Origin of the sequence: Humitalea sp. 24SJ18S-53, from assembly GCF_050632385.1 — a bacterium.
Lineage (GTDB): Bacteria > Pseudomonadota > Alphaproteobacteria > Acetobacterales > Acetobacteraceae > Humitalea.
Genome location: NZ_CP192599.1, coordinates 3370653 through 3397432 on the forward strand (window position 1 = coordinate 3370653; position 26780 = coordinate 3397432).

Here is a 26780-nt window from a genome sequence, read left to right on the forward strand (position 1 = left end):
GCTAGCGCCCATGCGCCACGCGGGGCGACATCGCGCAGGCCAGCAGGAACGCCGCCACGACGCCGGCCGCCACCGTCAGGCCGATCCCATGCAGCACGGGTGTTTCACAGAACGCGAGCAGGCCAAACGTCAGCAACGTGGACATGGCGCAGTTCAAGACGGCTCCTATGCTGTCGTCGTTCGGACTTACGTCCCCGTTTTGCTTGCCGCTATTTTGGGCAAGAAACAGGGAATAATCAATCGCCAAGCCTGCCAGCAGCAGCAGCGAAGCCATATGGAACAGGCTGATCGCTTCCCCCGCCAGGGTCAGCACGGCGAGGGAGACGATCACTGCCCCACCGATCGGCGCGGCGATACCCAAGCCGCGTCGCATGCCGCGCAGCCCGGCCATCAGCAGCGCAAGCACCAGGACGGCGCCCGCCAGCCCCCAGCCCATGGTCGATTGCCCGTAGTCGTCGAGCAGGCGCTCCATCTCCAGCTTCACGTCCAGGAACAGCACACCGGGCAGGCCCAGTGCCGCCGCGGCCGCTTCCAGCGCCACCGGATCACCGACGCCGGTCGCGGGGCCGATGCCCCAAACCGCGCCATCGTGCCGGGCCAGCAGCGGCGCCAACCTTGCGGCGACGGTCGGCGCGCTATCGGCCAGGGCCGCGAGGCCGAGCGGTGGCAGGATCCGGCTCTCCTCCACCGCCGCCTGGAACGGCGCGAAGGCGCCGGCGCGAAACGGCAGCCCGGCGGCGGCGGCGCGCAAGGCCGCATCAAGGGCCGCAGGCTCCGGCAGGGCGGCCTGCCGCGCACGCTGCAGGTCTGGGCTTGGCAGATAGCGGCTTGGCAGGTCCACGCCGGACAGCAGGCCGCGTTGCACCAGCGGCCGCAAGGCTTCGGCCAGATCCTCGGCGCGGCGCAGGACCTCCGCGTCGGACGCGGCCGGACCGATCACGAACAGGCTGCGGACGTCCGGCGCGCCAAGCTGGCCCCGCAATTCCGCGTCCAGCGCCTGCTGGGCCGCCGGAATGGGGCTCAACGCCGCCAGATCACGCTGCCGGCCGGGCCCGCCGGTCACGACCAGGAATACCGCCGCCAGCAACACCAGCGCGAGCGCCGCAATGCGCCGTCCGCGCAGCGCATCCAGCGGCGCCACCATCCATCGCGGCAGCGGCCGCGCGGCAACCGGCGCCCCATCGGGCACCAGATGCGGCACCACCCAGCGCGTCGTGGCCGCCGCCGCCAACAACCCGGCCCCGGCAAATACGCCGATCTGCACCAGCCCCGGCAGGCCCGATCCCAGCATGGCGAGCAAGCCCGCCGCCGCCGCCACGGCCGCGAGGCGTAGCGTCGGCCAGATCCTCGCCGCCGCATCCCGCAGCGTCTCGCCAGGCCGGCGCAGCGTCAGCAGCAGGATCGGGTAATCGACCGCGACGCCCAGCATCGTCACCCCGAAACCCAGCGCCACAGCATGGACCGTGCCGAACAGCAACGCCGTGACGGCATAGCCCACGACCGTCGCGGCCCCGAGCGGCACCGCGACCAGCGCCAGCAGCAGCAGTGAGCGAAACCGCCAATACAGGAACGCCGCCAGCAACGCCGCCGAGGTCAGCGTCACGAACTGCACATCGGCCTTGATCTGTCCCGCCGCCGCGGCCGCGAAAACGCCAGGCCCGCTCAGCAGCAAGCGCGCCGATGGGGCCGGATGGGCGGCGGCGAAGGCCGCGGCGAAAGCATCCATCGCCGCCTGCTGCGCGTCCGCATCCATGCCCGCGCCCAGGCCCCGCGCCACCAGCAACGCACGCGGCGCCCCGGCCCCGGTTGCCGCGAACCAGGCACCGTCCGACGTCTCGATCCTGGACTCCGCCAGCCAGGCTGCCATCAGGCCGAAGAACGCCCCCGTCGGGTCAGCAAAACCGAACCTGGCCAATAGCGGCGACGCGGCGGAGCGAAGGCCATCGAGCAGCGCCTCCAGTCGCGGCCGAAGTGCCGCCGCGGAAAAACCCTCGGCCCGCGTGTCCGCCGACAGCAGGTAGCGGTAGCGGAACAGCAGCGCCTCCTCCGCCTCCACCAGGCGCAGGCTGCCGTCACCGACGAAGGCGAAGCGGCCGGACGCCCGCAGCCCCGCCGCCGTCTCACGCGACAGCCGGGCCAGTTCGTCGCGCGGTGCGCCCTCGATCGCCGCGAGCAGCAGGGTGGTGGCGGCGCCACTTTGCAATTCGCGGAACAGGAACGCGCTGGCGGGCGTACGGCCTGGCGGCAGGAACTCGACCAGATCGGCGCGTGGTGGCGCCAACCAGGCCAGCATCCCGCCCACCCCCGCCAGGAACAGCAACAGCGCGACAAGACGCTTCACGGTGCCGGGGTGATCCGCATCCGGCTGGTGCCGCCGCTGCCCTCGGTATCCACGCCAAGCAGTTCGCTCGCCTCGCCGGTCACGACGATACGCTGCACGGCGCTGCGCAGGCGCACGGAAATCGGCATCAGCACAAGGCGCCAGGGGCCATCGCTCCGTCCCTCGAACGCGACCTCATAGTGCTGTCGCAGTATCACGAGGTCGCCTGCCAAGGTGCCGCGGATCGCTTCCACCAGCGCCTGCATCTCATGCTGTTCGCTGAGCGCGAATGCGCGTTGCACGCCACGATCCGTTCGTTCGTAGGTCAGCCGTCCGCCCGCGACCACCAGCCGCTCCTGGATCGGCCAGAGGGTGACTTTCTCCAGCCTGTCCGGCGCGATCCACGAGAGCGTGCCCTCGTTGGGCAAAGGCAGGTCAAGCTCGGGGATCACCTTCTCCTCGGTAAAGCGGGCGTGCCGTTCCCGCACGCCGGCAAGCGCCTGCATCAACCGCGTCAGCGGCGCGTCCTCGGCACGCAGGGCCGATGGCAGCAGCGCCGCTACGCCGAGCATGGCCGCGCGTCGCCTCATGCCGCCTGCTTCTGCCAGAAGTCATGGAAGTTGAACCAGTTGTATGGGTAGGCCCGGCAAAGCTGCTCAAGCCGGGCGCCATAGCGTGCGACCGACTCTGCCACGGCCGCGTCGCGCCCGGCGCGACCCATGGGCGCGACCCGGTCGGCGAAAGGCTCGAACCGCACGTCGTAGTGGCGCGGCCCGCGCCAGATGCCGAAGGCGAGCATGACAGGCGCGTTCAGCACCGCGGCCAGCACATGCGGCCCGGTCGGGATTGGTGCCGCCTCGCCCAGGAACGTGACGTGCTGCACCCGTTCGCCGCGCGCCGCCCGGTCGGCCAGCAGGCCGACAATGCCGCCACGGTCCAGGCACTCCCGCACGCGCAGCATCGAATCCGGCAGGCCCAGCGGTATGATCGCCGCGGCACGCTCGGGGCCACCGAGCGCGTCGAACAACGCCTTGACCCGGGCTGCATTCGCTTCGTGCATCAGGATGGTGACATCCACGGGACAGCCGGCGTCCCCCACGGCGCGCAGGGCTTCGAAACTCCCGAAATGCGCGCCGAACAGCAGACAGCCCCGTCCAGCCTGAATGGTGTCGCGCAGCGTCTCCAGCCCGTGCACCTCGATGTTGAAATCCCGGGTGCGGCCGGAGGCCAGCCACACGCGATCGAGGATCGTCGATGCGAAGGCGAAGTAAAGCCGGAACAGGTCGCGAGGGCCGGCCGCGCGGCCGAGCGCACGACCCAGATAGATGCGCGCCGCCGCGCGCTGCCGGGGCGAGGACAGCAGGAAATAGGCCGCGATCGGGTAAAGCAGGACATGGCCAGCATGCCAGCCGAGCGCACCGACGATCCACAGCATCAGCCGGGTCATCGCGACGCTCCCCCGCTCCGGCGCGGCGGTCCAGTCGTGGGATGCGGATCGGGCTGGCATCACGTCTCTCCGCGCAGCACGACGATACCATCGCAGTGGCAGGTGAAGGCGATGCGCGCATCCTCCCGCGGAACAAGCCGGATCTCCACCGCCATCCCTGGGGCAACCGGTGCCAGGAATTTGGCGCGCAGCGGACCCGGTGGCCGAACCGGGGTGCCTTCGGCCTGTGTGGCGGCAATGGCCTGCAGCACGGCGTCCAGCAGAAGCACGCCCGGGACGATGGGCCGCCCCGGGAAATGGCCGGGTATCGCTGGGTGGCTGCCAGGGAGCATGAAGCGGGTCGGTGCCGGGGGGGTCATGCTTTGCCCGAATTGGCGCGGCCAATCGCCGCCAGCGCCTGGTGCGGCAACTTGCCCAACCCGTCACGCGGGAGGCGCTGGACCATGACCATCCGCCGCGGCAGGAAAACCGGATCCAATCGACCACGCAGCGCGCCCAGAATGTCGTCCGGCGCGCATCCGGGCGCCACGACATAGGCGGTCAGGCGGGCGGATGGATTGCTCTCGATATCCTCCGGCGGCACCAACACGCTGTCGACCACGCCCGGCACCGCACCGAGTATGCGGTTCAGCTCCGCCAGCGAGGCGCGTTTGCCGCCGAGCTTCACGACGTCCGACAGCCGCCCGAGCAGCCGGAACCGGCCACCGCCCACCGGCTCCACCGCGTCGGACAGCGCCACGGCGCCGATGCCGGGCACGAGCGCCGTGCCCGGCAGTACCTGGACGCCGGCATAGGGCAGCCAGGTATCGTCTTCCACCAAGCGCCGGCTGGCCATGGAGCCGGCCTCGGTCGCGCCGTAGATCTCCAGCATCGCAGCGCCCCAGTCGCGTTCCACCGCCTCGGCCATCTCCCGCAACAGCGGCGCGGTCGCCGAGATCACGGCGTCGGGCGGACACATCGGGCGCGCTTGCCCAAGCAGTGCGCGCAGATGGACCGGCGTGGTGATCAGCAGCCGCGGCGCGGGCACCAGTCCCAGCGCGTCCAGCACATCCGACGGGAAGAATGTCGCCCCCGCATGGATCGCGACCGCGGCGCGAAGCGGCAGCATCATTGTCGTCTCAAAGCCATACATGTGCTGCGGCGGAACCGTGGCGACGATGCTGGTGGGCGGCCCATCCTGGTGCCGCAGTCCGAAGCGTGCCGCCGCCGCCTCGGCACCGGCGACCAGCGCGCCCCATGGCTTGGGATGCGCCGTGGGGGCACCGGTCGAGCCGGAGGTAAAGGCAATCGCGGCAATCCGACCGTGCGGGATGGCCGGCAGCGGGGGCAGCGCCGCGCCGGGTGCGGGCAATGGCCCGTCCACGCGGCAGGCCGGCAGCACAGCCTCGGGCAGCGATGCGTCCGTCATCGCGTAGGCCGCCGGATAATGCGCCGCCAACATGCGAAGAAACGCCGGCGGCGCACCAGGCCCGCCGCCAAGCAGCGTCGGGTGGCCGCGCAGCAACGCCGCCGCGAAGCCGACCAGGGCCAGGTAACGATCCGCGCAGAGATTGACCGCGTAGCCATGCGCCGGAAGGCGTGCCGCGACGGCGGCCACCTCGGCCAGGAAGGCACCGACTGTGACGACGCGGTCCGCGCCGTGGTGGCAAATCACCTCCGACGCGGCGCGCGGGGTCAACGCCGTGCCGAGCTCGGCCAAATGGTCCGTCGCCATGCCGTCAGCCGCCGGCGGCGCGGATCGCGCGCAGCGTTCGCCAGGGCGTCGCCCGGCCGAGTTCTGGCAGCGCCCGGCTCCGCCACCAATGCTCGCCCAGGAAGAACGCGGGACAAACGACCGCTTGCGCCAGGGCCACGGCGCGCGAGCTCCAAAGATCCGGGATCGCCCCGGCATGCAAAAGCGCGAATGCGCCGAGCAGTGCCGCCCAAACGGCGGTCAGCGCATGTGTGTAGCCTTCGCGATCCGCTGGCAGGCCCATCGCATCGCTGCGCGCATACCGCGTGATGAGAGGAACGCGCCCCGGCAGCAAGGTGACGGCAAAGCGCAGACAGACCAGCAGGTTCATCAGCACGGCGATCACCGCCGACCCGGCCCTGCCCACGTATTGGACGAAGACCGCGCCAACCGCGACCTCCACCGCCACGGCCAGCAGCCAGACGGTCGCCAGGCGCGCGACGTCATGGCGCCACTCGGGACGCATCGCCTCAGCCGGTCCGGTGCTTCGCGATATGGCCGGCAAGGCTACGCAGGGACGCGAAAATGCGATGGTTGCGCTCGTCATCCGATCGCAACTGCACGCCATAGGCCTTGGAAATGGCGAGAGCCAATTCGAGCGCATCGATGGAATCCAGCCCAAGTCCTTCACCAAACAGTGGTGCTTCGGGCAAGATCTGTTCAGGCGAAACTTCAAGCGAAAGTGTAGTGACGATCAGTCGAGCGAGATCGACCTCCAACGAATCAGCGGCTTGCCCCGGCAGCGCTGTGGAGTCTTCGGTACGCATTCTCTCCCCCTGGCGGTGCTGTTTCTTCAACGATAGGCCGGCGATTGGGTTGTATCATGGCGGAATTTTTAAATAGCAGCGCGGCATGGACGGAGGCAACGTGGCCAGGTCAGACGCAGCGATCCGCGAGAAGGGCCGGTCACGGCCTCCGCGGCTCAGGCCACGTCTGTCCCTGCCCCATATAGCCCAATCGACACCCCATCGACCATTGCGACGTTAAAAGCGCCGCGGACGATACGCCGTGCGTCGCCGGCCGACCCGTCCCGTTACCGTGCCGGCCCGCGCGCGCCGGCCGCACCGATGCGTTCGACGGGCCATGGCCGCGGTGCGACGGGTATCTGCGGCGGCACTTCGAAGATCAGCGCGGTGTCGCGGCCTGGGGCGGGGCACGTCGCGCCGTATAGGCCCGGAAGGCGCCAAGGTCCGTCTCGCACATCACCTGCTCCAGCCCCGTCTCGCGCAGATGGCGCATGATATCCTCGGGCGGAACGCAGGACTCGATGGTATCCCAGTAGTAGCGCATGAGCGTCCTGGCATCGGCGCCGGCCAGGCGGCTCAGGCTGGGCACGATGCCACCGACATAGGCGCGGGCCATCGCATGGCCGAAGCGGCCCTCCGGCCGCGCGATCTCCAGCACCAGGATCGTGCCGCCAGGACGCAGCACGCGCCTGAATTCCGCGAACAGCAGGGCAAGGTCGCTCACATGGCGCAGCGCATATCCCATGCTGATGAAATCCACGCTGGCATCGCCAAGGGGAAGCGCTTCCGCCCGCGCCTGGATCAGGGGAATGCGCAGTGAACGTCGCGCCACAGCCAGCATGCCGGCGCTGATGTCCAGGCCGATGACGGCCCCGGCGGGCCCCAGGATCCGCACCGCCTCACGCGCGACAAGCCCGGTCCCTATCGCGACGTCCAGCATGCGCGCACCGGGCCGCAGGCCGGCACGTTGCAGCGCACGGCTCCGGTACCAGGCCCCGGACCCCAGGGAGAGCACGCTGTTGATGCGATCGTAGGAACCCGCTGTCCGGTCGAACAGATCGCGCACAAAGCCGAAGCGCCCCTGCGGCGCCGTGTAATACGCCAGAAGTGGTGCGTGCGGGGCCGCTGGGGCGTTGGGTTGCCAATCCGCGTCTAGTTCCGTCCGCGGCTTATTCTCATTCGAAATCGACCCGCCCTGCGTCACCCTTCGTCCCTTTACTATGCCGTCCAGCGACAGTTACCATAGGCCACTAAAAACTTCCGCGAAAAGAAAATACCGATGGAGCAGGGCCGGGCGCGGGCCGACAGCCGAGATGCCTTGCCTGCCCAGGGTTGGCTTCTCGCTGCCTATTATCGCGTCGCGTTTTATCTCTGCCTGGGGGTATTCGGGCTGTCCTGCCTGGTGTGGAGTCTGCCCGCGTCTTTGCTCTACCCATTGCTGCCGCGTGGGACGGGCCACCGACTGGGACAATTCGGGATCATGGCCGGCTTCCGCTGGTCGCTGTGGGTGATGCGCGTCACGGGTGTCTTGCGGGCCGACCTTGCTGCCGTCGATACCTTGCGGCACGACCCGGGCATCGTGATCGCGGCCAATCACCCGACGATGTTGGACGCGGTGCTGCTGCTGTCCCGCCTGCCGCGCGTCGTGTGCATCACCAAGGCATCGCTGTGGGACAGCCTGTTCCTTGGCGGCGGCATCCGGCTTGCCGGCTACGTGCGCAACGACGCACCGCTGTCGATGATCCGCGGGGCGGCACAAACGATCCGCGACGGCAGCCAGTTGCTGATATTTCCCGAAGGCTCCCGGACGGTTCACCCGCCGATCGATCCCCTGCATCGCAGTTTTGCCGTCATGGCCAAGGCCGCCAAGGCACCGGTGCAGACGCTGCTGATCGAGGCCGACAACCCCTACCTCAGCAAGAGTTGGCCGTTGCTGCGTCCGCCGGTCCTGCCGCTCGTCTTCCGCGTCCGCCTTGGGGAGCGTTTTGCGGTCGGCGATGATCCGCAGGCATTCGTTGAGCGGCTGGAGACCTATTTCCGCACCCAGTTGCGCGCGAAAAACCCCGGCTGATGCCAACGCCGTCCATGCTGGTCCTCATCCCGAGCTACAACAGCGGCCGCAAGCTGCTCGACACGGTGCGTGAGGCGCGTGCGGTCTGGGCGCCGGTCTGGGTCGTGGTCGACGGCAGCACCGACGGCAGCGACGCGCCCGTCCGCGCCGCCGCGGCGACGGATCCGGCGCTGCGCGTGCTGGTCGTGGCCGAGAACGGCGGCAAGGGCGGCGCCGTGCTGCAGGGGCTGCGCGCAGCGCAGGCTGCGGGCTTCACCCACGCGCTGGTGATGGACGCGGACGGCCAGCATCCGGCCGACCACATCCCCGCCTTCATGGCGGCGGCGATGGCGGCGCCGGAGGCGATGATCCTTGGTGTTCCCGTCTTTGGCGCCGATGCGCCGATGCTGCGCGTGCGCGGGCGACGTATTTCGAACTGGTGGGCCAATCTTGAAACACTGGGTGCCGGGATCGGCGACTCACTTTTCGGGTTCCGGATCTATCCGATCGAACCCCTGCTACGGATCATGGAGCGGAGCCGCTGGATGCGCCGCTTCGATTTCGATCCAGAGGCGGCGGTGCGCCTGACCTGGGCAGGGGTGCGCCCGATCAACCTGCCGGCACCCGTTCGCTACCTGCGGGCCGAAGAGGGTGGCGTTTCGCATTTCCGTTATGGGCGCGACAACGTCCTGCTGACCGGCATGCATGTGCGGCTGGTTTTTGGAATGTTGGCACGCCTGCCGTGGCTCATCTGGCGGCGGTTGACGGCGGTATCGCCGCCAAGGACACCGCGCTGAGATTCTGGGCCGCGATCCGCTCCAGCAGGCGGGGCAGGACGGTGAGGACGATGGGGATGCCATTCGCGTCGCGCGCGGAATTCCCGTCATGCAGCAACAGGATATCCCGCGCCGCGAGGCTACGCGAAAGCCGGTCAAGAACCCACGTCGGCTGATGGCGCACCGTATCGTAGCCGCGGCGCGTCCACGCGACGAGCGACAGCCCCGCCATGCTCAGCACCGGATCCATGAACGGGTTCCGCAGGCCCATCGGCGCGCGGAAGAATCGCGGCGCTTGCCCGCAGGCGTCGACGATCGTTCGCTGCGCCTGATCGACCTCACGCCACAAAATCCTCGGGCCGCCAAAGGCGAAGCCGTTGGGGTGGTTTTGGGTATGGTTCTCGACGGTATGCCCCCGCGCCACGATGTCGCGCAGCAAGGCGGGGCAACGCGCCGCCTTGCTGCCAATGACGAAGAAACTCGCCTTGGCGCCGTAGCTCTCCAGGATGTCCAGGACCCGCGGCGTCACGTCAGGGTCGGGGCCGTCGTCGAACGTCAGGGCGACCTGGGCACGATCGGCGGCTGGCAGCCGAGTCATGTTGGGCCCAAGGATCGCGCTGCGCGGATGCATGCAACAGGTCAGAAGCGCGTGGTTGAAGGCCAGCACGCCCAGCACCTGCGGCCAGGCCTGCGGCTGGGCCGCGACGACGACCGCGCCCAACCCGTGGAGCGCGAACGAGGCGCGGATGGATGGTGCCGGCGACCAGGCACGCAGCCTGCGCCAGCCCACGGCGCCCGGTGGAGGGCCCGTCACTGACATGCTCCCCGATCTACCGACGGCCGGCGCAAGGCCCAGGACCTGATCTGGAACAACGGAACGTCGGGACCTGAGGAGGTGAGCATGCCGGTTGAACCTGCTGGGACAAAAGTCGGGACCAGCCGGCATAGGACGCCAGGAAATGCAATGAATTCATTGTGGTGACGCCCCCGATGGTGGAGCTGTGGGGTGTAACGCAACCCAACGCCATCAACACGGTGCGGAGGCTACCACATCTAATACCGCCTACGGAAGTCCTGGGTTTCCGGGCAGTTTGGCTACCGGTAAATGACCATCACCGACCTGCGCCTGAGGCTTCTGACCAACGGCTTCTACCCCGTCCCGATCTACCCCCACGACGCGACGCTGAAGGGCGCCGGTAAGCGACCGATCGGCAATGGGTGGGAGAAAGCAGCGCGGGCAGCCACACTCGCCTCCCTCGGTAAGACACCGGCCGGAAACACCGGGATTCTGTGCGACCAGCTCGCCGCGTTCGATATCGACGTGCTGGACGCTGCGCTGGTCGCGGAAATCAATGCGGCCGCCGAGCGCATTTGCGGCCCCGGCGCGCTCAGGCGAACCGGCAAGGCGCCGAAGCTGCTCTTGCTCTATCGCGCGGCTGAACCTGGTCCGAAAATGGAGACCAAGGAGTTCCTGCTACCAGACGGCAGCAAGGCCCAGGTGGAGCTCCTCGGCCTCGGGCAGCAGTTCGTCGGCTTCGGCATCCATCCCGAGACCAAGGCGCCCTACACCTGGGCGGGACAGTCTCCGCTGGATGTCCCGCTGGTGTCCCTGCCAACCGTCCCGCGCGCCGCCATGGCTGCCTTCCTCGCCGATGCGTCGGGTCTGATCGAACGTGCGGGCGGCGTGCAACTCGCGAAGCAGGACCTGGGAAAATCCCAGAACCAAGCTAACCCGCCCCGGGCGGCCCGGCCCGCGCGGCCCGCCGCTGATGGCGACAGCTTCTTCAAGAAGGTGAACCGGGCCGCTCTGGACAGCGCCGACGCCTGGGTGCCCCGCGTATTCCCTCGTGCCCAGCGGCAGGCAGGGACAGGCGCCTGGCGCGTTTCCAGTGCCGATTTGGGCAGGGTCTATGAAGAGGACCTGTCCATTCACCGCGACGGGATCCAGGACTTCGGTTCCCGCACCGGCCTCTCGGCGTGCGACCTGGTGATAGAGTTTGGCGGCGCGCCGTCGCTACAGGGCGCCGCCTTCGTCCTGTGCGAGTGGATGGGCCGCGCGCCAGCCGACTTCGGGTGGAAGCAACCGCGTAAGGCGGCGCAGCCCCTCAGGATGGAGAAACCTCCCGCCCCTAATAGCGCATCATGGCTCGAGCACTGCCAGCGGACCAAGGAAGGAGACCCCCGCGGTAATCTCTTCAACTGCATGCTGGCGATGCGCCGGGATTCGCGCGTCGCGAAAGTCTTCCGGCAAGACGAAATGCTTCGGGCGCCGGTCCTCAAAGACAAGGTCACCGGCGATCTGCGGGCCGTCACCGACGCCGACGTATCCAAGCTTCAGGAATACCTCCAGCGGGAGGGCCTTGAGACGCTGAGCAAGGACGTTGCCCACCAGGCGGTGGACCTCCGTGCGGTCGAGCTCGCTTTCCATCCCGTGCGCGAATACCTGGCGGGCCTGAAGTGGGACGGGGAATCCCGCGTGTCATCGTGGCTGCACACCTTCCTTGGCGCCGACTACAACGAATACACTAAGCAGATCGGCCGCATGTTCCTTGTGGCAATGGTCGCACGTGTCCTGAAGCCTGGTTGCAAGGCCGATTACATGATGGTGCTGGAAGGGCCGCAGGGCGCCCGCAAATCGACCGCCTGTGCCATCCTTGGCGGGGCCTGGTTCTCCGACGCTATGCCGGACATCAACGCCGGTAAGGACGCTGCCCAGCACCTCAACGGCAAATGGCTGATCGAGATTGCCGAGCTGGCGGCGCTGGGCAAGGCCGAGAATTCGCGCCTCAAATCGTTCATCACGCGCCCCGTCGAGCGATACCGGCCGAGCTACGGGCGGAAGGAAGTCCTCGAGCCCCGCCAATGCCTGTTCATCGGCAGCACGAATCAGGACGCCTATCTCAGGGACGAAACTGGCGGCCGGCGCTTCTGGCCTGTGAAGGTGGGCCTAATCGACACCGACGCCTTACGACGGGAGCGGGACCAACTCTTTGCCGAAGCGGCACACCTCTTTAGCCAGGGCACCAAGTGGTGGCCCGATGCCGAGTTCGAGGCGGAACAGATACGACCCCAGCAAGAGGAACGGTTCGAGGCGGACGCCTGGGAAGACGCAATCAAGGCTTGGCTTGTGGGGCTGTCAAAAACGACCGTGTTGGACGTCGCGCGCAGCGCCCTAATGGTCGAAACCCCGAAGCTGGGCACGGCCGATCAGCGTCGCGTCGCGGCCATTCTGTTGCGGCTTGGATGGCAGAGACGAAGGGATAATGCGGGGCGCTGGTTCGTCAGGAGCAGCGCGCTATGAAGACCGCGCCAGCAGCCTGCGCCATGTGCGTCACCAGTGCGTCACCAACAATCCAACGAAAACAAAGACCGGTGACGCACATCATCAAAGGTGACGCATATTACTATAGATACCCTGGGGGTAAGGAAGTGGGATCAGGGCGTGCGCAGGCGCACGCACACACCCCCGCCCGCGCCTATGTGAATTTGCGACACTGTGCGTCACCTGCGTCACCCGCGTCACCTGCGTCACCAACTCTGACCGAGATCGTCGGTGGGATCCTGGACCGCGCGCAACGCCTCCGCCCGCCTTCCGCTCGAAACCCTGACGCCTTCCACGAAGACAGGGGCGAGATCATTGGTGCCCTGCACGAACTGGCGCTGCGCCTAAAGGACGGGCGATGAAGCGCGGCCAGTCGCAGATAGGAGGGGGTGGGGGGTCGCGGGTCCTTCCTGGGGCCCCTGCCTTCCACGGGTATTTCACGCCGTGGGACCTCGCGGTCGATCATATTGAAAAACCTTCTTCTTGTTGTTGTTTCTGTTGCCGTCGTTGATCCTTCCGAACACGATTATGCCTCGACTTTGCAGTTCAATTTCAGCGCGTCTTCGTCTTAGGGGCTTTAATTTTTCCGACCGACTTTGGACGCGCTGGGCCCTTCTTCCGCTGGTCGTGGGACACCTACTGAAGCGTTGTTCAATTCAATGATCCGCTTCCGGGACAGGATCCGTACCGTCCACGGGAAAATGCGAAAGCGTTGATCCCACCAGTGAACGTAGACGAGGCGATATCGATACTCGTTCAAAGCCTTCACGCGAAAAATACGAGTGGTATCCGCCGGAACATGGTGGAGAAAACTGCCGTGAATGTGCCATTCGACAATGGCGCGGAAGACTGAGCCGTCGCTGTCTTCCTCACACCATGCGGCATCCATTGCACGTTGACTGGGAAACAGGCGAAGCGACTGCAGCAACACCGGCCGATCGCCGGCGGTCACAGCAACATTGACCACCGATGAGGCGCCGCTATCGCCGATGCCGCGCGCGTCCGGCCACAGGGTGACGCGCGGCCGGCTCGCCCATATACCGCCCGCCAGATTAATAAAGCCGAGGATTGCTCCAACCCACGCCGCTGCCGCCTGCCAAGTCACGATGCGATGTCTGACGTAGGCGTGTGCCGCGACTTCGTAAGGCGCACACCAGGCCCACCTCCGTTCTCTTCGATGAATTCGACCCCGGCGACTTCCAGCGCCGCGCGGATCGCAGCCAGGGTGCGTGGTTGAAGAAGCTCACCTTTTTCGAGCCGCACGATGGTGTCCGCCGACACGCCAGAGGCCAGCGCCAGTTCTCGAACACCGAGGCCAAGAGCAGCTCGAGCCATCTTGGATTGCACGCCCAGCATCTGCACCCCGTTCGGAAACCCTTGCGTTGTTCAGACGCATAGGCAATCTTACCCGTGTTCTGATTACTGAACAACGTAAGAACGGCCGAACAGGGTGCTGAAACACCCCGCCCGGCCTAACCACCCCCCGCTATGGAGAGCAGGCAATGGCTGACAAGCAAAATACCAGAAGACAAACGACGCGTCGCGGCGCCCTGGTGGCGCTCGCCTTGTCCGCGGCCGTGGCAGCTCCCCCCGCCCAGGCCGGCAATGTGGGAGATTCCCACACTGGCGCTTCGTCCCCAAATCCCGACGCCGAGCTCATCGGGGTCTGCGCCGGTTTTGGACCCGCGCGGCACGCCTACAACACCCACGCCGACGATGGCGACGAACATCCGGAGGTCCAGCGCCTCTGGGCGGCCTACCGACAGTCGGTCGACGCTATCGATGACGCCAAGCCGCAGACCATGGCCGGCATCCTCGCTATCGCCCGTGCGGCCAAGGTCGAAGCGCGGGCACCCGATGGCAGTGATCTACCTGAGAATGGCCCCGCCGCCGCCTGGGCCTGGAACATCGTGAACGACCTGCTGCGCCTCTATGGCCAGCCGGGTGAGAGGGCCGCGTGATGGCCGCCACCCGTCGCGGCGCCCTGTCGGCGCTAGCTGCTGCCTCGGCCGGGATTGCCCCGGCCGTCGCAGCCGCGAACCCGGACGCGGAGCTGATCCACGCCTGCCTCCAATACCGCACCGCCCATGACGCTTACTGCGCCTACAGCGGCCAGGACAATCCGGAGGATGAGCGGCTTTGGGCAGAGTGCTCCAAGGTCATCCGCGTCATCGATGCGGCCAAGCCGCAGACCATGACCGTCATCCTCGCAAAGGTCCGCGCTGCCAACTTCGACGCGCGGGCGCCGGACGGGAGCGAGGCGCCTGAGAATGGCCCCGCCGCCGATTGGGCAGGGAGCATCATGAACGACCTGCTGCGCCTCTACGGAAATCAGTCCTGCCGCGCACCCGACTGCGCTCGCACCTCGTCGCAAAGCTGACGCGGAACCCTGCCGGCGGCGCGGCTAAATTTGGCCACATCGAAAACAATCAACTTGAAACACTCAATTTGATTGTTTATAGCGGATCGCAACGGCAGAGGCGCTCGACATGCATCAGATTTTTTCCGCGACAGATTACACCACGGGCGAGGTCGCGGCCGCCCTTGTGATGACGCGCCAGAATGTCACCAACTTCGTATCTCGCGCGTCGCTTCCCACCTCAGGCACCGGCAGTCACACGCGGCTGTCCTTTGCGCAGGCCGTTGCCGTAGCGGTGGGCCGGGACCTCGCGGAAGGTGGGCTTTCGATCTTTGTCGCGGGGCTCGCGGTTCGCAACGTGCTGCCGGCGCTGGCCGGCTTCGCTGATTATCTTGTCGAGCACGTCAAAAACGGGAGTGATCCTCTCTCTGATTCATTTTGGGAGAAGCATTCTCCGCCGTTCGTCGCCGGTTGGGTCCAGCATCGCAGCTGGGACGGCGAGAACGAATCGATCTGCCGCTTCAAGATCGTGCGGCAGGACAAGATCGGCGAAGTTGCCGCCGATCCTGTGACGGCTCTTGGCCCAAACGTACGGCCTGTAATGCTGGTTGTCGCCTTGCTTCCCGTCCTGCGCCAGTTGGCGAAAGGGCTCTTGGAACAGCAGAAGGGGCGCCACGAATGAGCCCTGACATTCCCGGTCTACCGCCGCCGGGCGGTGCCTTGGTGCTTCCCTGCGACATCTTCTCCGCCTCACATGACGACCCGTACGGCAGTGGCATCAACATTGGCCATGATGGCCGCCTCGCCTTCTGTTCGGGCGGTGTCGGGCTGGCTGTCATTCTCCCGCCCGAGCACCTGGTCAACCTGGGGCTGGTGCTGATCGCCATTGGAGAGGCAAGGTCCGAAGCAGCCGGCAATGCCGCCTCCGAAGCGTCTGCCAACCTCGCCCGAATCGTCAAAGCGGCGACCCGACATGCCTGACGCGCCCTCGCCAGTACTGACCCGCCGCGCCATGCGCTTGGCTGCCGCCCCGGCCACGCTCGACCGCGAAGCAGGGACCGTAACCGCGACCGTTTCGAGTGGCGCCAGGGTCAGTCGCCCGCCGCCAGCGCCCAATGGGGCGTGGTCGCCGTGGCTCGAAGACCTCGACCTCAAGGGCGCCCGCTTGTCCCCCGCCGATGGCGTGCCGTTGCTCCTCGACCACACCTATCTCGTAGACAACCTGGTGGGCACGGTTTCGGGCCTACGCCGCGATGCGACCGGCCTGGCTGCGACCTTGCGCTTCAGCACCGGGCAGCGGCCACGTGACGTGTTCGAGAAGGTTGCCGATGGCACCCTTACCGGCGTGTCCATGGGCTATCGCGCGGCCGCGTGGACGCCTGCGCCCGCAGTCGATGGGGTTCCACTCTTTGTCGTGAGTGGCCTCGAAATAATCGAAATCTCTTTGACGCCTTTTCCGGCCGATCCGGCGGGGCGCGTGCGATCCATCACGATGAAGGAAATGACCAGCATGCCCGATACCAATGTGCCGCCTTCCGGCGACGATCTGACCCTTCGTGCCGACCGTGAGCGGGTCTCCGGCATTCGCTCGATCAGCGAGCTCGCCTCACGCAGCTTCCTGCCCGCAGACGTCATTCAGCCCCTTGAGCGAGCAGCAATTGCGGGCGGTATGACTCTCGACGCATACCGGGCCCAGGTGTTTGAGGCCGGCGTTCAAGCGGACGCCAACGTGCGGGCACCCACGCCGCGTGCATTTATCGGGATGTCGCACGACTCTCCCGATCGCATCCGCAGTCGGATGGCGGATGCGCTTGCGGCCCGCGTCGCTGGCACCGATCCGGGCGAAGCGGCCCGCCCCTATCGCGGCATGACCATGGCCGGTTTGGCGTCCGAGCTTGCGCAGGCTGGTGGGTCCCCCATTGCCCGGCGCAACGCTGGCGCGGCTGAGATCATCACCCGTGCCCTGACAACCAGCGACTTCCCGCTGTTGCTGCAGCAGGCGGGCTCCCGCGTCCTTGAGAAGCGTCTTGTCGCCGCGCCCGGTGCAGCCCGACTGATTTGCGCGGCGCGTAGCGTTCCTGACTTCCGCACCGGCACGTTTCTTCAGGCCGCTGGCGTGACGGACCTGAGCCTGCTTGGCGAAGGCGGTGAAATCAAACACTCCGCCCCGGCGGAGCGAGGTGAAAGCTACGCGGTGCAGACTTTCGCCAGGGGACTGTTCTTCAGCCGCCAGGCCTTGGTCAATGACGACCTCGGCGCCTTCGACCAGGTGACCCTTTTCGCGAATGGAGTGGTCGCAACGGAAGCCAACGAATTCGTGAAAATGTTTGTCGCGAACGGCGCCGGCTGGGGTCCGACCATGGCTGATGGTCTTCCGCTGTTTCACGCTTCGCATGGGAATGTCGCCGTAGGTACGGTGAGCACTGCTGGCATTTCCGCCGCCCGCATCGTGATGCGGGCGCAGAAGGATGCGGGCGGCAATCTGATTGCGCCGGAACCACGGGTCATGTTGGTTGGTCCGGCCGGCGAGACTGCGGGCGAGCAGGTACTTGCGGAAATCGCGACCGTCGCGACGACCGAAGCCAACCGTCCGGTCTTCGCAGGGAGGTTGCTCCTTGGCGTTGAACCCAGGCTCTCCGGCGCGCCTTGGTTCCTGTTCGCTGATCCGGCCCTTGCTCCGATGCTGGCCATGGTCACCCTCAACGGGACGGGCGGCATTCCGCAGATCAGCGATCACACGCCGGATAATCGGGATGGCCTCACGTACAAGGTCACGCACGATTTCACGATTGCGCCGATGAGTTATGTCGGTGCGGTGCGCGTCACGGGCGCCTGATTAAGCTTTCCCACTAGGCATGGGAAAACGGTCCAGTCGGCGGTGACCGCAACAACACCGACAGTCAGCGGACGGGCACCTTTCCTGGCGCGGCTGACATTCGCTCCCGCTGGGAGCAATCCCGGCGGGGGCTACTTCTTCCATGAAAGGCAGACCGGAGGCGGCGCATGGCACAATACGACCACCTGCCGCCGGGCGTTCTGCCGTTCATGGTGTCCCGTGAAGCCGCTGCGGCGCTGGTCGGCGTGTCGACCTCGAAGTTCGATGAAATGGTCGGGGATGGCAGGATGCCGGAGCCGCGCAAAGCTGATGCCCGGGTTCTGTGGGACACCGACGAATTGCGAGCCGCTTGCCGCCTTCTGCCGCGGCGCAGCGGCAAAGCGCATGATGGCGGAAATTCATGGGATCGCGTGCTGGCATGATGACAACGATCAAGCTGCCGTTCATCCACGAGTTTCGCAAAGGTCGCGTGACCTACCGCTATTTCCGCAAGGATAGGATCAAGGTTCGCCTGCGCGGGCAGCCTGGCAGCAAAGAGTTCATGGCTGCCTATCAGGCGGCGCTGCAAGGCGTTCCGCCGGCGATCGGGGAGCGTCGTACCCGCCCGGGCAGCATGGGGGCATTGGCGGCTTCCTGGTATAGCTCTGAACGGTTCGTCGCCCTCACCGAAGGCAGCCAACTCCGCTACCGCCGGATCTTCGAGGCGCTGCTGAAGGACCACACCGACGACCTAGTCGGGGAGCTTCAGGCCGGGCACATCCGCGCTATCGTCACCAGTCGGGCAAAGACACCGGCCGCCGCCCGCGCGCTGCTGAATGTGCTGCGGCAGGTCCTGCACCATGCCTTTGACATCGGGATGCGCGCCGACGTGCCGACCCGCGACATCCGCCCGCCCCGTTACAAAGCCAAGCCGCTCGCGACCTGGTCCGAGGAAGATGTGGCAGCCTTTGAGGCCAAACACCCCCTTGGCACCCGCGCCCGCCTGGCGCTCGCGCTCATGCTCTACACCGGGCAGCGATCGGGCGACGTGATCCGCATGGGGCCGCAACACATCCGCGACGGCGCCATCATGGTTCGGCAACAGAAGACCGGGAAAGAACTGGCTGTGCCGATGCACGCCGAATTGCGCGAGGCCCTGGCCGCCCATCCGGCCGGGCATCTGGCATTCCTGGTCACCCACACCGGGTCACCCTTCGCCTCGCAGACCGCCTTCTACAACTGGTTCACGCGCACCTCGACGGCCGCCGGCGTCGCCGCGCCACCGCACGGCCTGAGGAAGGCCACCTGCTGCCGTTTGGCCGAAGCGGGATGCACGCCGCACGAAATCGCATCCATCACCGGGCAAAGCCTGAAGATGGTCGAACACTACACCAGAGAGGTGAACCAGCGCCGCATTGCGACCCGGACAATCACCCGTTTGGGGCGTCCGGCGAAGAACGAAACCTGAAAGGCGGTGGCTACCGGACGGCAATCCGGTAGCCACCAAGGAGCACATTTCGATGGAAAATCAAGAGATTACACGCGAGGATGGTGGAGCTGTGGGGAATCGAACCCCAGACCTCGTCATTGCGAACGACGCGCTCTACCAACTGAGCTACAGCCCCGCACCAACGGCGCGTGAGGTCGGCCTTATCGGGGGAGCTTCCGGCCAAGTCAAGGCGCCCTCCCCGCAATCCATGCCGCCTTGCCCCGGGCGCCGCCGCCCCATAGATGAACCCGTCGGCCCGGCACCTCCGGCCCGCAACGCGAGGGTCATGCATGTACGCGCTGTTCTGGCTGGTCGATCAGGCGGTCTCTCTCTACATCTGGGCGCTGATCATCGCCGCCGTCGTCAGCATGCTCATGCAGTTCGGCGTGCTGGACCGCCGCAACCGCTTCGTCTGGGCGGTCGATGATTTCCTGTTCAAGATCACCGAACCGGCGCTGCGGCCGATCCGCAACATCCTGCCGACCCTCGGCAGCGTGGATCTGTCCCCGCTGGTGCTGATCCTGCTGCTGCAGGCTTTCCGCATTTTCCTCACCACCACGCTATGGCCCCTGGTGGCGTGATCCTGCCGGCCGGGACCAAGTCTGCCTGGCGCGCCGTGCCGGACGGGGTTGAACTGCGCATCAAGGCCGAACCCAAGTCCCGCCGCCCGCGCGTCGGCGGCCTGGCGCCCGGCATCGATGGCCCCCGCCTGCGGGTCGCGGTGACCGAAGCCGCAGTGGATGGCCGCGCAACCGAAGCCGTGGCCGCCGCCATCGCCACCGCCCTGCACCTGCCCGGCCGCGCCGTCACGCTCCGCGCCGGGGCCACGTCGCGCGCCAAGACCCTGCATGTCGCCGGCGAAGCATCCGTCATCCTCGCCCGCCTTGAGGCCCTACCGGAGCCCAGCAAGCCATGACCGCCCGTATCCTCGACGGCAAGGCCATCGCCGCCACCCTGCGCGCCCGCCTGGCCGCCCAGGTCGCCACCCTGCCCTTCCGACCCGGCCTGCGGGTGGTGCGGGTCGGCGACGACCCGGCCAGCGGCGTCTACGTCCGCAACAAGGACCGCGCCGCCCTGGCCGCGGGATTCTCCAGCGCCACGATCCAACTGCCCGTCGAAACGACCGAGGCCGAACTCCTGGCCACGATCCGCGGCCTGAACGACGACCCCGATGTCGATGGCATCCTCGTCCAACTGCCGCTGCCGCCGCAGATCCGCGCGGCCGCCGTGCTGGACGCGGTCGATCCGGCCAAGGATGTGGATGGCTTCCACGCGATCAACGCCGGGCGTCTCGCAACCGGGCAGCCCGGCCTGGTCCCCTGCACCCCCAAGGGCGTGATGCATCTGCTGGCCGAAACCGGCATCGCGCTATCCGGTGCCCGCGCGGTGGTGCTCGGCCGCAGCACCATCGTCGGCCGCCCGATGGCGGCGCTGCTGCTGGCGGCGGATGCGACCGTGACCATCGCCCATTCCCGCACCAGGGATCTGGCGGCCGAATGCCGCCGGGCTGACGTGCTGGTCGCCGCCGTCGGCCGCGCGGAACTCGTCCGCGCGGATTGGGTGGCAGAAGGTGCCGTGGTCATCGACGTCGGCATCAACCGCACCGCGACCGGCGGCCTGGTCGGCGACGTCGCCTTCAATGAGGTCTCCGCCCGGGCCAGCGCCATCACCCCCGTCCCCGGCGGGGTCGGGCCGATGACGATTGCCTGCCTGCTGGAAAACACCCTGCAGGCGGCCCTGGCCCGGCGCGGCTAGACCCGCGTCAGCGCGTCAGCGACACCTCACCGATCACGTTCAGCCCTTCCTGCTTGTTAAAGGTCATCGCACGCATCTGGTTGTCGGTCGTGGCGATCACGACAATGCCGCGCCCCATGTCGAGCGCGATGATGCGGCTGGCCGGATAGCGCGCCTGGATCCCGTTCAGCAGCATCGTCTCCAGCACGCCACGCGGCGTGTTCCCGCCTGTGGCACGGGCCGTCACCTCTGCCTGCAGCGCCGGTGAGAGTTCGGTCAATTCCGCGTTCTGAAACTCACGCGAACCCATCGATTGCGCCTGCGCCTGGACGGTGAAGGCCACGAGCGTCAGGGCAGTCAGGCCGAGCAGCCTGGCACGAGAGGCGTGGGCATGGACGGACATGTTTCTTTCCTCCGTTGCTTATTGTGATCCGGGTCGCAGGACCTCGGTCCCCGGCTTTGGCGGGGCCGCCGCCAAGCTATGGCGCGATGATCGTAATGACCCCGCGCGCCAAGGTCATTGGCAAAGTCTCCACGGATCATGCGCCACGTCCCACGGGGGGGGGGGTGCGGCCCCGGCCGCTCACCTGCTACGCTCCTCCCCATTCGGAGGCACACTCATGACGGTCTCGACCCGCGCCGCCGGCGCCAGGTGACCACGGCGTTCGCCGCCTGGCGCGCGGGGCTCCTCGGCGGCCTGGGCCCGCAGGCGCCGGCGATGATGGCGACCTTCCTTGCTTTCGGGGCCGCGTGTCGTGAGGCCGATATGCCGCTGTCCTGGATGATGGCGGCCTGCATGCTGGTCTATGGCATGCCGGGCCAGATGATCCTGCTGGGTGTGCCGGGCATGCCGGGGGTCCTCGGCGCCACCGTCGCCAATGCGCGCTTCCTGCCCATGGCGATCGCCCTGTCGCCCTACCTCGGCCCGCGTGGCTGGCTCGTCGCGCCCTTCATCGCGGTGACGCCCTGGGCGGTGGCGATCCGCACGGTGCCAGGGCTGCATCCAGGGCTCGGCCTGCCGTGGTTCCTGGGTTGCGGAGGCCTGTCCTGGGTGCTGGGCTCCTCCACCGCGCTGGTGGGTTTCTGGGCCGCGGCGGATTTGCCCACGGCCGCGCGCCCGGCGCTGCTTTTCGCGAACACGATCTACTTCGCCTTGCTGATCGGCGCCGATCTGCTGCGGCCGGTGGCCAGGCCCGCGGTCCTGGGGGGCATCATCGCCGCGCCCTTCGCCATCCTGCTGCCGCCTGCGGTTGGGCTTCTGGTGGCCGGGCTGGTCGGCGGCACCGCCGCCTGGCTCTGGCAGCGGCGGACATGAACCCCGACTGGACGCCGCTGCTGGTGGCGGCCGCCCTCGGGCTGGCGTTGCGGGTCGGCGGCGTGCTGCTGGCGCGACGGCTGCGGGCGGACCACCCGGTGGTGCGCTGGGCGGCGGCGGTCGCGGGGGCGACCATCGCCGCCTTCGTCGTCGCGGCCCTGGTCGCGCCGCCGGCGGCGGTCGCCGCAGCCGTGCCGCCGGTCGCCCGCGCCGCTGGGGTGGCGGCGGGGCTGGCAGCGCAGTTGCGCTTCGGGCTGCTGGCCGGGTTGGTTGCCGGACTAGGTGTCCTGAGCCTCGTCGCGGCCGTTTTCCCGCGTTAGCCCTACCAGCGGCGGGTTCGCGGTACCGGCAGCTCCAGCGCCTCCCTGATCGCGGCGCAGAGCACCTGGAACTCACGCTCGGCGACCTGGCTCCAACGCCGCGCCCGCACAAAGCCATGCACCATCCCCGGCGCCGTCCGCATCGTCGCGGCCACCCCATGCGCCTGCAGTTTTTCGGCATAGAGCCGCCCGTCGTCGTGCAGCGGGTCCAGTTCGGCGGCCAGGATATAGGCGGGCGGCACGCCGGCCAGGCTGCTGGCCGCCAACGGCGCGGCGTAATCGTCGGGCGCCGTCATCGCCTCGCCCAGGTAGGCCTTCTGGGAAAACAATATCCCCGCCGGCTTCAGGAACAGGTCGTCGTGATGGGTCTGGAAACTCGGCGTGCCCGATCCGCCACCCAGCCCCGGATAGATCAGCGCCTGGTGCCGCAGCGCGGGTCCACCGCGGTCCCGCACCAGCAGCGTGCAGGCAGCCGCCAGATTGCCTCCGGCGCTATCCCCCGCCACCGCCATGCGGGTGGTGTCGATACCGAGCGGCCCAGCCTGCGCCACCGCCCACAACAGCGCCGCGTAGCAATCCTCCAGCGGCGCCGGATAGGGATTTTCCGGCGCGCGACGGTAATGCACGCTGATCACCTGCGCGCCCGTGTTATGCGCAATGCTGGCGCTGATGAAGTGATGCGACTGCGGGCTGCCGGCGACGAAACTGCCGCCGTGGAAGAACAGGATCGTCGGCAGCGGCGCGGTGGATTCGGGGCGATGCACCAGCACCGGAATCTCCCGCCCCGGCAGCCCGATATACAGCTGTCGGCTGCGCAATTCCGCCGGATCCGGCTCGGCCGTCAGCGTCGCGTAATCCTCGGCGCGCTGGCGGCGTTCCTCCACCGACAGCCCGCCGGTCGCGGCGAAACGCGCCGACATCTCGCGCTGGACATGGGCGAAGAAGGTTTCGATCTCCGGATCGCAGATCATCGCCCGATCAGCCCCATGCCCCGCACGATCGGCACCCAGCGGGTGTTCTCGGCGACGAAATAGGCCTCGCCATCAGCCACCGATCCGGCGAAGGGCACGAGGTTCGACTCCTCGAAGCGGCGACGGGTCGCAGGGTCGGCGGCGGTCGCAGCCACGGCCTGGTTCAGCCGCGCCACGATGGCATCGGGCGTGCCACGGCGGACCATGATCGCCTGCCAGGGTTCCAGGTTGTAGCGCACGACGTTGTTGAACCCCGTCTCCGCCAGGGTCGGCACATCCGGCAGCGCGGGGGCGCGGGTGTCGGAGAAGATGACCAGCGGCCGGATCGACCCGTTCCGCATCGGCTCGGCTTCGGCCGTCGTCTTCACCATGAAGTCGATGCGCCCGGTCAGCAGGTCGGTCGTGGCCTGGGCTGAGGTGCGGTAGGGCACGTGCAGCGCCTCCGCCCCCACGGCATCCACCAGGTACTGCGTCACGACATGGCCCGAGGTGCCATTGCCAGCCGAGGCAAAGGTGTAGCGCCCCGGCGATGCCTTCAGCAGCGCCACCAGCGACGCGAGGTCGGTCACCGGCAGGTCCTTGTTCGCCGCCAGGATCAACGGCGTCTTGGACAGCAGGCTGGCGACCGCGAAATCGCCGATCGGGTCGAAGGGCAAGGTCTCCACCGCGCCCTGCATCAGGATATGCGTGGTCAGCCCGCCGAGCAGGATCGTGTAGCCATCCGCCGGCGCCCGGGCGACGGAAGCACAACCGATGATGCCGCCGGCGCCGGCCCGGTTCTCGACCACCACCGGCCGGCCGAGATCCTGGCGCATGCGCTCCGCCACCACACGGGCAATGAGGTCGAAGGGACCACCCGCGCCATAGGGGACGACGAAGGTAATCGGGCGGTCGGGGAAGGTGCCCTGGGCACCGGCGGCAGCGGGCAGCAGCGCGGTCGCGGCTGCGGAAAGGCTCAGCCGCGCGGCATCGCGGCGGGACAGGATAGACAAGCGGGAGGCTCCGATACGAACGAGGAAAGCTGCATTACCGACCCGTCACTGCCCGCCTGCCAACCCCCACCGGGCTTTTTTTGCGGCGCAGCCAGGATGTCGCGCGTCGTCTCATCTAACAAGACATCAAATGAACTTTGTCTCAAACTCTTGACGCACCCCATCGGTTTGAAGATGTTCCGCGCGGGAGATCGTTTGCCTGATGCCAGAGCCTTCAACAGCGGCCGCTACCGACGGGGACGGCCTGCGGACCTTGTCCCGGGTGTCGCTGCTGCTGCGCCTGCTGGCGGAGGCACAAGCACCGATGCCGCTCGCGACGATTGCCCCGCGCTCGGGCCTGCATCGCGCGACGGTGCATCGGTTGCTCGGCGCCCTCGTCGTCGAAGGCCTGGTCGAGCAGACACCCCAGGGATACGCGCTTGGTCACCAGCTCTGGCTGCTGGGCGAAGCGGCAGCGCGCCGCTACGACCTCGAACGAATCGCCACCCCCGCGCTGCGCCTGGTCGCGGATGCCACCGGCGATGTCGCGCTGCTGTCGATGCGCACCGGCCATACGGCGCGATGCGTGGCCCGCGTGGAGGGCAGCCACCCCATCCTGCCCATGACGCTGCGCGTCGGCACCGTCCGTCCACTCGGCTGCGGCGCGCATGCGCTTGCCGTTCTTGCGGCCCTGCCCGATGCCGATGTCGAAAGCATCATCGCGCGTGGCGAGGATCGCGTCGCCTTCCCGACCTTCGACGCGGCCTATCTGCGGGACAAGGTCGCCGAGACCCGCGCGCAAGGTTTCGCACTATCCGACCAGGATATCGTTTCCGGCATGACCGCCGTCGGCATCGCGATCCGCGACGCCTGGGGCCGCCCCCTCGGCTCGCTGAGCTGTGCGGCCATCACCCCCCGCCTGGAACCGGCACGCTGGCCGGAGGTCGTGGCGCTGCTGCGCGAAGGCGTCGCCGATATCGAAGCAAAATTCGCAGGGCGCGACGCCGCGCCATCACAATGAGGAACCGGTATATGCCAGCACAGGATGAAATCCGGCTTCTCGCCGCGACAGGCTGCATCGGATACGGCTTCACCGAAGTGGCGCTCGAGGCAGCCATCGCGCGCGGCGTGGATGTGATCGCCGCCGATGCCGGCTCCTCCGATCCCGGCCCCTATTATCTCGGCGCCGGAAAACCCTTCGTCTCCCTCCGCGCCACCGAGCGTGACCTCAGGCTGCTGCTGAAGGCCGCGCGCCGGCTGAATGTGCCGCTCATCATCGGCTCCGCCGGCGGCGGCGGCGGCACGCCGCATGTCGCCCTGACCCGCGACATCATCGAGCGCGTGGCGCGGGAGGAAGGGCTGTCCTTCCGCCTGGCCGTGATCGATTCCGAACCGTCCCGCGAATTCATCATGGACAAGATCCGCGCGGGCCGCACCGCGCCGCTCGGACCGATCGCGGAACTCGACGAGGCGACGGTCGCCGGCGCCACGCGCATCGTCGCCATGATGGGCACGGCCCCCTTGCAGGCCGCCCTGGATGGCGGCGCCGACGTCGTCCTGGCGGGGCGATGCAGCGACAGCGCGCTCTACGCCACGGTGCCGCTGAGCCGCGGCTTCGATGCGGGGCTGGCCTGGCACCTGGGCAAGACCATCGAATGCGGCGGCGCCATCGTCCGCCCCAAGACCGGGCAGGATTGCGTCATCGGCACCCTGCGCGCCGATCACTTCGTGATCGAGCCGGCGCATCCCGACAAGCGTTGCACGCCGGAAAGCGTCGCCTCCCACACCATGTACGAAAACCCCTCGCCCTATGAGGTGCTGGAACCCTCCGGCCTCGTCGACACGCGCGCCAGCAGCTACACCGCGCTCGATGACCGTCGCGTGCGCGTCGAGGGCAGCATCTTCAAGCCCGGCCAGAAGTACACGGTGAAGCTGGAGGGCGTGACGCATTGCGGCCATCGCGCCGTCTTCATGGCCGGTGTCCGCGACCCCGTGCTGATCCGCCAGATCAAGCCCTTCAGCGACCAGATCATGGAACGCGTGCGCGGCGAGGCGATCAGCCTCGGCATCGATCCGGCCAGCTACACGCTGACCATCCGCCGCTACGGTCTCGACGCCGTGCTGGGCGCCTGCGAACCCTCGACGGCGGAGCCGCATGAGATCGGCCTGATGCTCGATGTCGTGGCCGCGACGCCGGATGATGCGGCGACAATCCTCGCCAAGGCGCGCTACGCCGCGATGCACACCGAATTCGCGGGGCGGCTCTGCACCGCCGGCAATCTCGCCGTGCCTTTCGCCCCCTCCGACGCGCAGGTCGGCGAGGCCTTCCGCTTCTCGGTCTGGCACATCATGGAACTCGACGATCCGCTCGAGATCTTTCCTATCACCTATGTCGACGTGAAGGGCCGCTGAG

31 protein-coding genes and 1 tRNA gene are annotated in these 26780 nt (G+C 67.7%); 17 read left to right on the top strand and 15 right to left on the bottom strand.

Features of this window, described 5'->3' with window-relative positions:
- Position 1 precedes the first annotated feature (1 nt).
- The 8 genes from ACQW02_RS16060 to ACQW02_RS16095 all read right to left on the bottom strand — a co-directional run bounded on the left by ACQW02_RS16060 (position 2) and on the right by ACQW02_RS16095 (position 7311).
- Positions 2-2341 (bottom strand): MMPL family transporter, encoded by a 2340-nt coding sequence (locus ACQW02_RS16060; protein ID WP_431280924.1) that lies wholly within the window; start codon positions 2339-2341, stop codon positions 2-4.
- A complete protein-coding gene (locus ACQW02_RS16065) occupies positions 2338-2910 on the bottom strand; it encodes a LolA family protein (protein ID WP_431280925.1) in 573 nt (190 codons plus the stop codon). Before ACQW02_RS16065 ends, ACQW02_RS16060 begins: the two co-directional genes overlap by 4 nt.
- Positions 2907-3827, bottom strand: a complete 921-nt coding sequence (locus ACQW02_RS16070; RefSeq protein WP_431280926.1) for a hypothetical protein — start codon at positions 3825-3827, stop codon at positions 2907-2909. The genes ACQW02_RS16065 and ACQW02_RS16070 overlap by 4 nt, the downstream gene beginning before the upstream one ends.
- A complete protein-coding gene (locus ACQW02_RS16075) occupies positions 3827-4126 on the bottom strand; it encodes a hypothetical protein (RefSeq protein ID WP_431280927.1) in 300 nt (99 codons plus the stop codon). The genes ACQW02_RS16070 and ACQW02_RS16075 overlap by 1 nt, the downstream gene beginning before the upstream one ends.
- Complete coding sequence (locus ACQW02_RS16080; protein ID WP_431280928.1) at positions 4123-5481, bottom strand: AMP-binding protein; 1359 nt, start codon at positions 5479-5481, stop codon at positions 4123-4125. The genes ACQW02_RS16075 and ACQW02_RS16080 overlap by 4 nt, the downstream gene beginning before the upstream one ends.
- A 4-nt stretch (positions 5482-5485) precedes the next feature.
- Entirely contained in the window at positions 5486-5965 is a 480-nt protein-coding gene (locus ACQW02_RS16085; protein WP_431280929.1) for a hypothetical protein, read from the bottom strand.
- 4 nt (positions 5966-5969) lie between these two features.
- Positions 5970-6266: a phosphopantetheine-binding protein gene (locus tag ACQW02_RS16090; protein ID WP_431280930.1), complete on the bottom strand. Its 297-nt coding sequence runs from the start codon at positions 6264-6266 to the stop codon at positions 5970-5972.
- Between the two features lie 358 nt (positions 6267-6624).
- The gene (locus ACQW02_RS16095) at positions 6625-7311 is read right to left on the bottom strand and encodes a class I SAM-dependent methyltransferase (RefSeq protein WP_431280931.1); all 687 of its coding nucleotides are present in this window, start codon (positions 7309-7311) and stop codon (positions 6625-6627) included.
- A gap of 213 nt (positions 7312-7524) precedes the next feature.
- On the opposite strand from ACQW02_RS16095, the gene ACQW02_RS16100 reads away from it, so the two are divergent.
- Together ACQW02_RS16100 and ACQW02_RS16105 are read left to right on the top strand one after the other, a co-directional pair.
- On the top strand, positions 7525-8316 hold the full coding sequence (locus ACQW02_RS16100) for a lysophospholipid acyltransferase family protein (protein ID WP_431280932.1): 792 nt from the start codon (positions 7525-7527) through the stop codon (positions 8314-8316).
- Entirely contained in the window at positions 8316-9092 is a 777-nt protein-coding gene (locus ACQW02_RS16105; protein WP_431280933.1) for a glycosyltransferase family 2 protein, read from the top strand. The genes ACQW02_RS16100 and ACQW02_RS16105 overlap by 1 nt, the downstream gene beginning before the upstream one ends.
- Here ACQW02_RS16105 and ACQW02_RS16110 read toward each other — a convergent pair.
- The gene (locus ACQW02_RS16110; RefSeq protein WP_431280934.1) at positions 9043-9885 is read right to left on the bottom strand and encodes a polysaccharide deacetylase family protein; all 843 of its coding nucleotides are present in this window, start codon (positions 9883-9885) and stop codon (positions 9043-9045) included. The two genes, ACQW02_RS16105 and ACQW02_RS16110, sit on opposite strands and share 50 nt — an antisense overlap.
- 291 nt (positions 9886-10176) lie before the next feature.
- Between ACQW02_RS16110 and ACQW02_RS16115 the strand changes: the two genes are divergently transcribed.
- Positions 10177-12372, top strand: coding sequence for a VapE domain-containing protein (locus ACQW02_RS16115; RefSeq protein ID WP_431280935.1), 2196 nt, complete (start codon positions 10177-10179; stop codon positions 12370-12372).
- Between the two features lie 598 nt (positions 12373-12970).
- On the opposite strand, the gene ACQW02_RS16120 is transcribed toward ACQW02_RS16115, so the two are convergent.
- On the bottom strand, positions 12971-13498 hold the full coding sequence (locus ACQW02_RS16120; protein WP_431280936.1) for a hypothetical protein: 528 nt from the start codon (positions 13496-13498) through the stop codon (positions 12971-12973).
- Positions 13495-13728 (bottom strand): helix-turn-helix domain-containing protein, encoded by a 234-nt coding sequence (locus ACQW02_RS16125; protein WP_431285912.1) that lies wholly within the window; start codon positions 13726-13728, stop codon positions 13495-13497. The genes ACQW02_RS16120 and ACQW02_RS16125 overlap by 4 nt, the downstream gene beginning before the upstream one ends.
- A gap of 167 nt (positions 13729-13895) precedes the next feature.
- Here ACQW02_RS16125 and ACQW02_RS16130 point away from each other — a divergent pair, with 167 nt between their 5' ends.
- The 7 genes from ACQW02_RS16130 to ACQW02_RS16160 all read left to right on the top strand — a co-directional run bounded on the left by ACQW02_RS16130 (position 13896) and on the right by ACQW02_RS16160 (position 19035).
- Positions 13896-14354, top strand: coding sequence for a hypothetical protein (locus ACQW02_RS16130; RefSeq protein WP_431280937.1), 459 nt, complete (start codon positions 13896-13898; stop codon positions 14352-14354).
- Positions 14354-14773 (top strand): hypothetical protein, encoded by a 420-nt coding sequence (locus tag ACQW02_RS16135; RefSeq protein WP_431280938.1) that lies wholly within the window; start codon positions 14354-14356, stop codon positions 14771-14773. Before ACQW02_RS16130 ends, ACQW02_RS16135 begins: the two co-directional genes overlap by 1 nt.
- Positions 14774-14882: 109 nt before the next feature.
- On the top strand, positions 14883-15434 hold the full coding sequence (locus ACQW02_RS16140; RefSeq protein ID WP_431280939.1) for a hypothetical protein: 552 nt from the start codon (positions 14883-14885) through the stop codon (positions 15432-15434).
- A complete protein-coding gene (locus ACQW02_RS16145; protein WP_431280940.1) occupies positions 15431-15733 on the top strand; it encodes a hypothetical protein in 303 nt (100 codons plus the stop codon). Before ACQW02_RS16140 ends, ACQW02_RS16145 begins: the two co-directional genes overlap by 4 nt.
- A complete protein-coding gene (locus ACQW02_RS16150) occupies positions 15726-17588 on the top strand; it encodes an HK97 family phage prohead protease (protein WP_431280941.1) in 1863 nt (620 codons plus the stop codon). Before ACQW02_RS16145 ends, ACQW02_RS16150 begins: the two co-directional genes overlap by 8 nt.
- Before the next feature lie 167 nt (positions 17589-17755).
- The gene (locus ACQW02_RS16155) at positions 17756-18010 is read left to right on the top strand and encodes a helix-turn-helix transcriptional regulator (RefSeq protein WP_431280942.1); all 255 of its coding nucleotides are present in this window, start codon (positions 17756-17758) and stop codon (positions 18008-18010) included.
- Positions 18007-19035: a tyrosine-type recombinase/integrase gene (locus ACQW02_RS16160; protein WP_431280943.1), complete on the top strand. Its 1029-nt coding sequence runs from the start codon at positions 18007-18009 to the stop codon at positions 19033-19035. Before ACQW02_RS16155 ends, ACQW02_RS16160 begins: the two co-directional genes overlap by 4 nt.
- Before the next feature lie 81 nt (positions 19036-19116).
- Here ACQW02_RS16160 and ACQW02_RS16165 read toward each other — a convergent pair.
- A tRNA-Ala gene (locus ACQW02_RS16165) sits at positions 19117-19192 on the bottom strand.
- Positions 19193-19346: 154 nt separating this feature from the next.
- Between ACQW02_RS16165 and ACQW02_RS16170 the strand changes: the two genes are divergently transcribed.
- From ACQW02_RS16170 to folD, 3 genes are read left to right on the top strand one after another with little or no spacing between them, the layout of a single operon-like run.
- A complete protein-coding gene (locus tag ACQW02_RS16170; protein ID WP_431280944.1) occupies positions 19347-19637 on the top strand; it encodes a YggT family protein in 291 nt (96 codons plus the stop codon).
- Positions 19634-19972: a DUF167 domain-containing protein gene (locus tag ACQW02_RS16175; protein WP_431280945.1), complete on the top strand. Its 339-nt coding sequence runs from the start codon at positions 19634-19636 to the stop codon at positions 19970-19972. Before ACQW02_RS16170 ends, ACQW02_RS16175 begins: the two co-directional genes overlap by 4 nt.
- Positions 19969-20811, top strand: a complete 843-nt coding sequence (gene folD, locus ACQW02_RS16180; RefSeq protein WP_431280946.1) for a bifunctional methylenetetrahydrofolate dehydrogenase/methenyltetrahydrofolate cyclohydrolase FolD — start codon at positions 19969-19971, stop codon at positions 20809-20811. The genes ACQW02_RS16175 and folD overlap by 4 nt, the downstream gene beginning before the upstream one ends.
- Positions 20812-20818: 7 nt before the next feature.
- Here the strand turns inward: folD and ACQW02_RS16185 are convergent, their stop codons facing one another.
- Positions 20819-21193 (bottom strand): hypothetical protein, encoded by a 375-nt coding sequence (locus tag ACQW02_RS16185; RefSeq protein ID WP_431280947.1) that lies wholly within the window; start codon positions 21191-21193, stop codon positions 20819-20821.
- 249 nt (positions 21194-21442) lie between these two features.
- On the opposite strand from ACQW02_RS16185, the gene ACQW02_RS16190 reads away from it, so the two are divergent.
- Together ACQW02_RS16190 and ACQW02_RS16195 are read left to right on the top strand one after the other, a co-directional pair.
- Positions 21443-22105: an AzlC family ABC transporter permease gene (locus ACQW02_RS16190; RefSeq protein WP_431280948.1), complete on the top strand. Its 663-nt coding sequence runs from the start codon at positions 21443-21445 to the stop codon at positions 22103-22105.
- Positions 22102-22425, top strand: a complete 324-nt coding sequence (locus ACQW02_RS16195) for a hypothetical protein (RefSeq protein ID WP_431280949.1) — start codon at positions 22102-22104, stop codon at positions 22423-22425. Before ACQW02_RS16190 ends, ACQW02_RS16195 begins: the two co-directional genes overlap by 4 nt.
- 2 nt (positions 22426-22427) lie before the next feature.
- Here ACQW02_RS16195 and ACQW02_RS16200 read toward each other — a convergent pair whose 3' ends face one another.
- Entirely contained in the window at positions 22428-23396 is a 969-nt protein-coding gene (locus ACQW02_RS16200; RefSeq protein WP_431280950.1) for an alpha/beta hydrolase, read from the bottom strand.
- On the bottom strand, positions 23393-24388 hold the full coding sequence (locus ACQW02_RS16205) for a Bug family tripartite tricarboxylate transporter substrate binding protein (RefSeq protein ID WP_431280951.1): 996 nt from the start codon (positions 24386-24388) through the stop codon (positions 23393-23395). The genes ACQW02_RS16200 and ACQW02_RS16205 overlap by 4 nt, the downstream gene beginning before the upstream one ends.
- A 202-nt stretch (positions 24389-24590) precedes the next feature.
- On the opposite strand from ACQW02_RS16205, the gene ACQW02_RS16210 reads away from it, so the two are divergent.
- Both ACQW02_RS16210 and ACQW02_RS16215 read left to right on the top strand, forming a co-directional pair.
- Positions 24591-25388 carry an IclR family transcriptional regulator gene (locus tag ACQW02_RS16210; RefSeq protein WP_431280952.1) on the top strand — a complete coding sequence of 266 codons (798 nt, stop codon included), beginning with the start codon at positions 24591-24593 and terminating at the stop codon, positions 25386-25388.
- Positions 25389-25399: 11 nt separating this feature from the next.
- Positions 25400-26779, top strand: a complete 1380-nt coding sequence (locus ACQW02_RS16215) for an acyclic terpene utilization AtuA family protein (RefSeq protein WP_431280953.1) — start codon at positions 25400-25402, stop codon at positions 26777-26779.
- The last annotated feature ends 1 nt before the right edge of the window (position 26780 follow it).

Bases quoted from the DNA above. Each gene is read 5' to 3' on its own strand.
- ACQW02_RS16065 (WP_431280925.1), bottom strand. From the start codon at position 2,910: ATGAGGCGACGCGCGGCCATGCTCGGCGTAGCGGCGCTGCTGCCATCG.
- ACQW02_RS16070 (WP_431280926.1), bottom strand. From the start codon at position 3,827: ATGCCAGCCCGATCCGCATCCCACGACTGGACCGCCGCGCCGGAGCGG.
- ACQW02_RS16075 (WP_431280927.1), bottom strand. From the start codon at position 4,126: ATGACCCCCCCGGCACCGACCCGCTTCATGCTCCCTGGCAGCCACCCA.
- ACQW02_RS16080 (WP_431280928.1), bottom strand. From the start codon at position 5,481: ATGGCGACGGACCATTTGGCCGAGCTCGGCACGGCGTTGACCCCGCGC.
- ACQW02_RS16085 (WP_431280929.1), bottom strand. From the start codon at position 5,965: ATGCGTCCCGAGTGGCGCCATGACGTCGCGCGCCTGGCGACCGTCTGG.
- ACQW02_RS16090 (WP_431280930.1), bottom strand. From the start codon at position 6,266: ATGCGTACCGAAGACTCCACAGCGCTGCCGGGGCAAGCCGCTGATTCG.
- ACQW02_RS16100 (WP_431280932.1), top strand. From the start codon at position 7,525: ATGGAGCAGGGCCGGGCGCGGGCCGACAGCCGAGATGCCTTGCCTGCC.
- ACQW02_RS16105 (WP_431280933.1), top strand. From the start codon at position 8,316: ATGCCAACGCCGTCCATGCTGGTCCTCATCCCGAGCTACAACAGCGGC.
- ACQW02_RS16115 (WP_431280935.1), top strand. From the start codon at position 10,177: ATGACCATCACCGACCTGCGCCTGAGGCTTCTGACCAACGGCTTCTAC.
- ACQW02_RS16125 (WP_431285912.1), bottom strand. From the start codon at position 13,728: ATGGCTCGAGCTGCTCTTGGCCTCGGTGTTCGAGAACTGGCGCTGGCC.
- ACQW02_RS16130 (WP_431280937.1), top strand. From the start codon at position 13,896: ATGGCTGACAAGCAAAATACCAGAAGACAAACGACGCGTCGCGGCGCC.
- ACQW02_RS16135 (WP_431280938.1), top strand. From the start codon at position 14,354: ATGGCCGCCACCCGTCGCGGCGCCCTGTCGGCGCTAGCTGCTGCCTCG.
- ACQW02_RS16140 (WP_431280939.1), top strand. From the start codon at position 14,883: ATGCATCAGATTTTTTCCGCGACAGATTACACCACGGGCGAGGTCGCG.
- ACQW02_RS16145 (WP_431280940.1), top strand. From the start codon at position 15,431: ATGAGCCCTGACATTCCCGGTCTACCGCCGCCGGGCGGTGCCTTGGTG.
- ACQW02_RS16150 (WP_431280941.1), top strand. From the start codon at position 15,726: ATGCCTGACGCGCCCTCGCCAGTACTGACCCGCCGCGCCATGCGCTTG.
- ACQW02_RS16155 (WP_431280942.1), top strand. From the start codon at position 17,756: ATGGCACAATACGACCACCTGCCGCCGGGCGTTCTGCCGTTCATGGTG.
- ACQW02_RS16160 (WP_431280943.1), top strand. From the start codon at position 18,007: ATGATGACAACGATCAAGCTGCCGTTCATCCACGAGTTTCGCAAAGGT.
- ACQW02_RS16170 (WP_431280944.1), top strand. From the start codon at position 19,347: ATGTACGCGCTGTTCTGGCTGGTCGATCAGGCGGTCTCTCTCTACATC.
- folD (WP_431280946.1), top strand. From the start codon at position 19,969: ATGACCGCCCGTATCCTCGACGGCAAGGCCATCGCCGCCACCCTGCGC.
- ACQW02_RS16185 (WP_431280947.1), bottom strand. From the start codon at position 21,193: ATGTCCGTCCATGCCCACGCCTCTCGTGCCAGGCTGCTCGGCCTGACT.
- ACQW02_RS16195 (WP_431280949.1), top strand. From the start codon at position 22,102: ATGAACCCCGACTGGACGCCGCTGCTGGTGGCGGCCGCCCTCGGGCTG.
- ACQW02_RS16200 (WP_431280950.1), bottom strand. From the start codon at position 23,396: ATGATCTGCGATCCGGAGATCGAAACCTTCTTCGCCCATGTCCAGCGC.
- ACQW02_RS16210 (WP_431280952.1), top strand. From the start codon at position 24,591: ATGCCAGAGCCTTCAACAGCGGCCGCTACCGACGGGGACGGCCTGCGG.
- ACQW02_RS16215 (WP_431280953.1), top strand. From the start codon at position 25,400: ATGCCAGCACAGGATGAAATCCGGCTTCTCGCCGCGACAGGCTGCATC.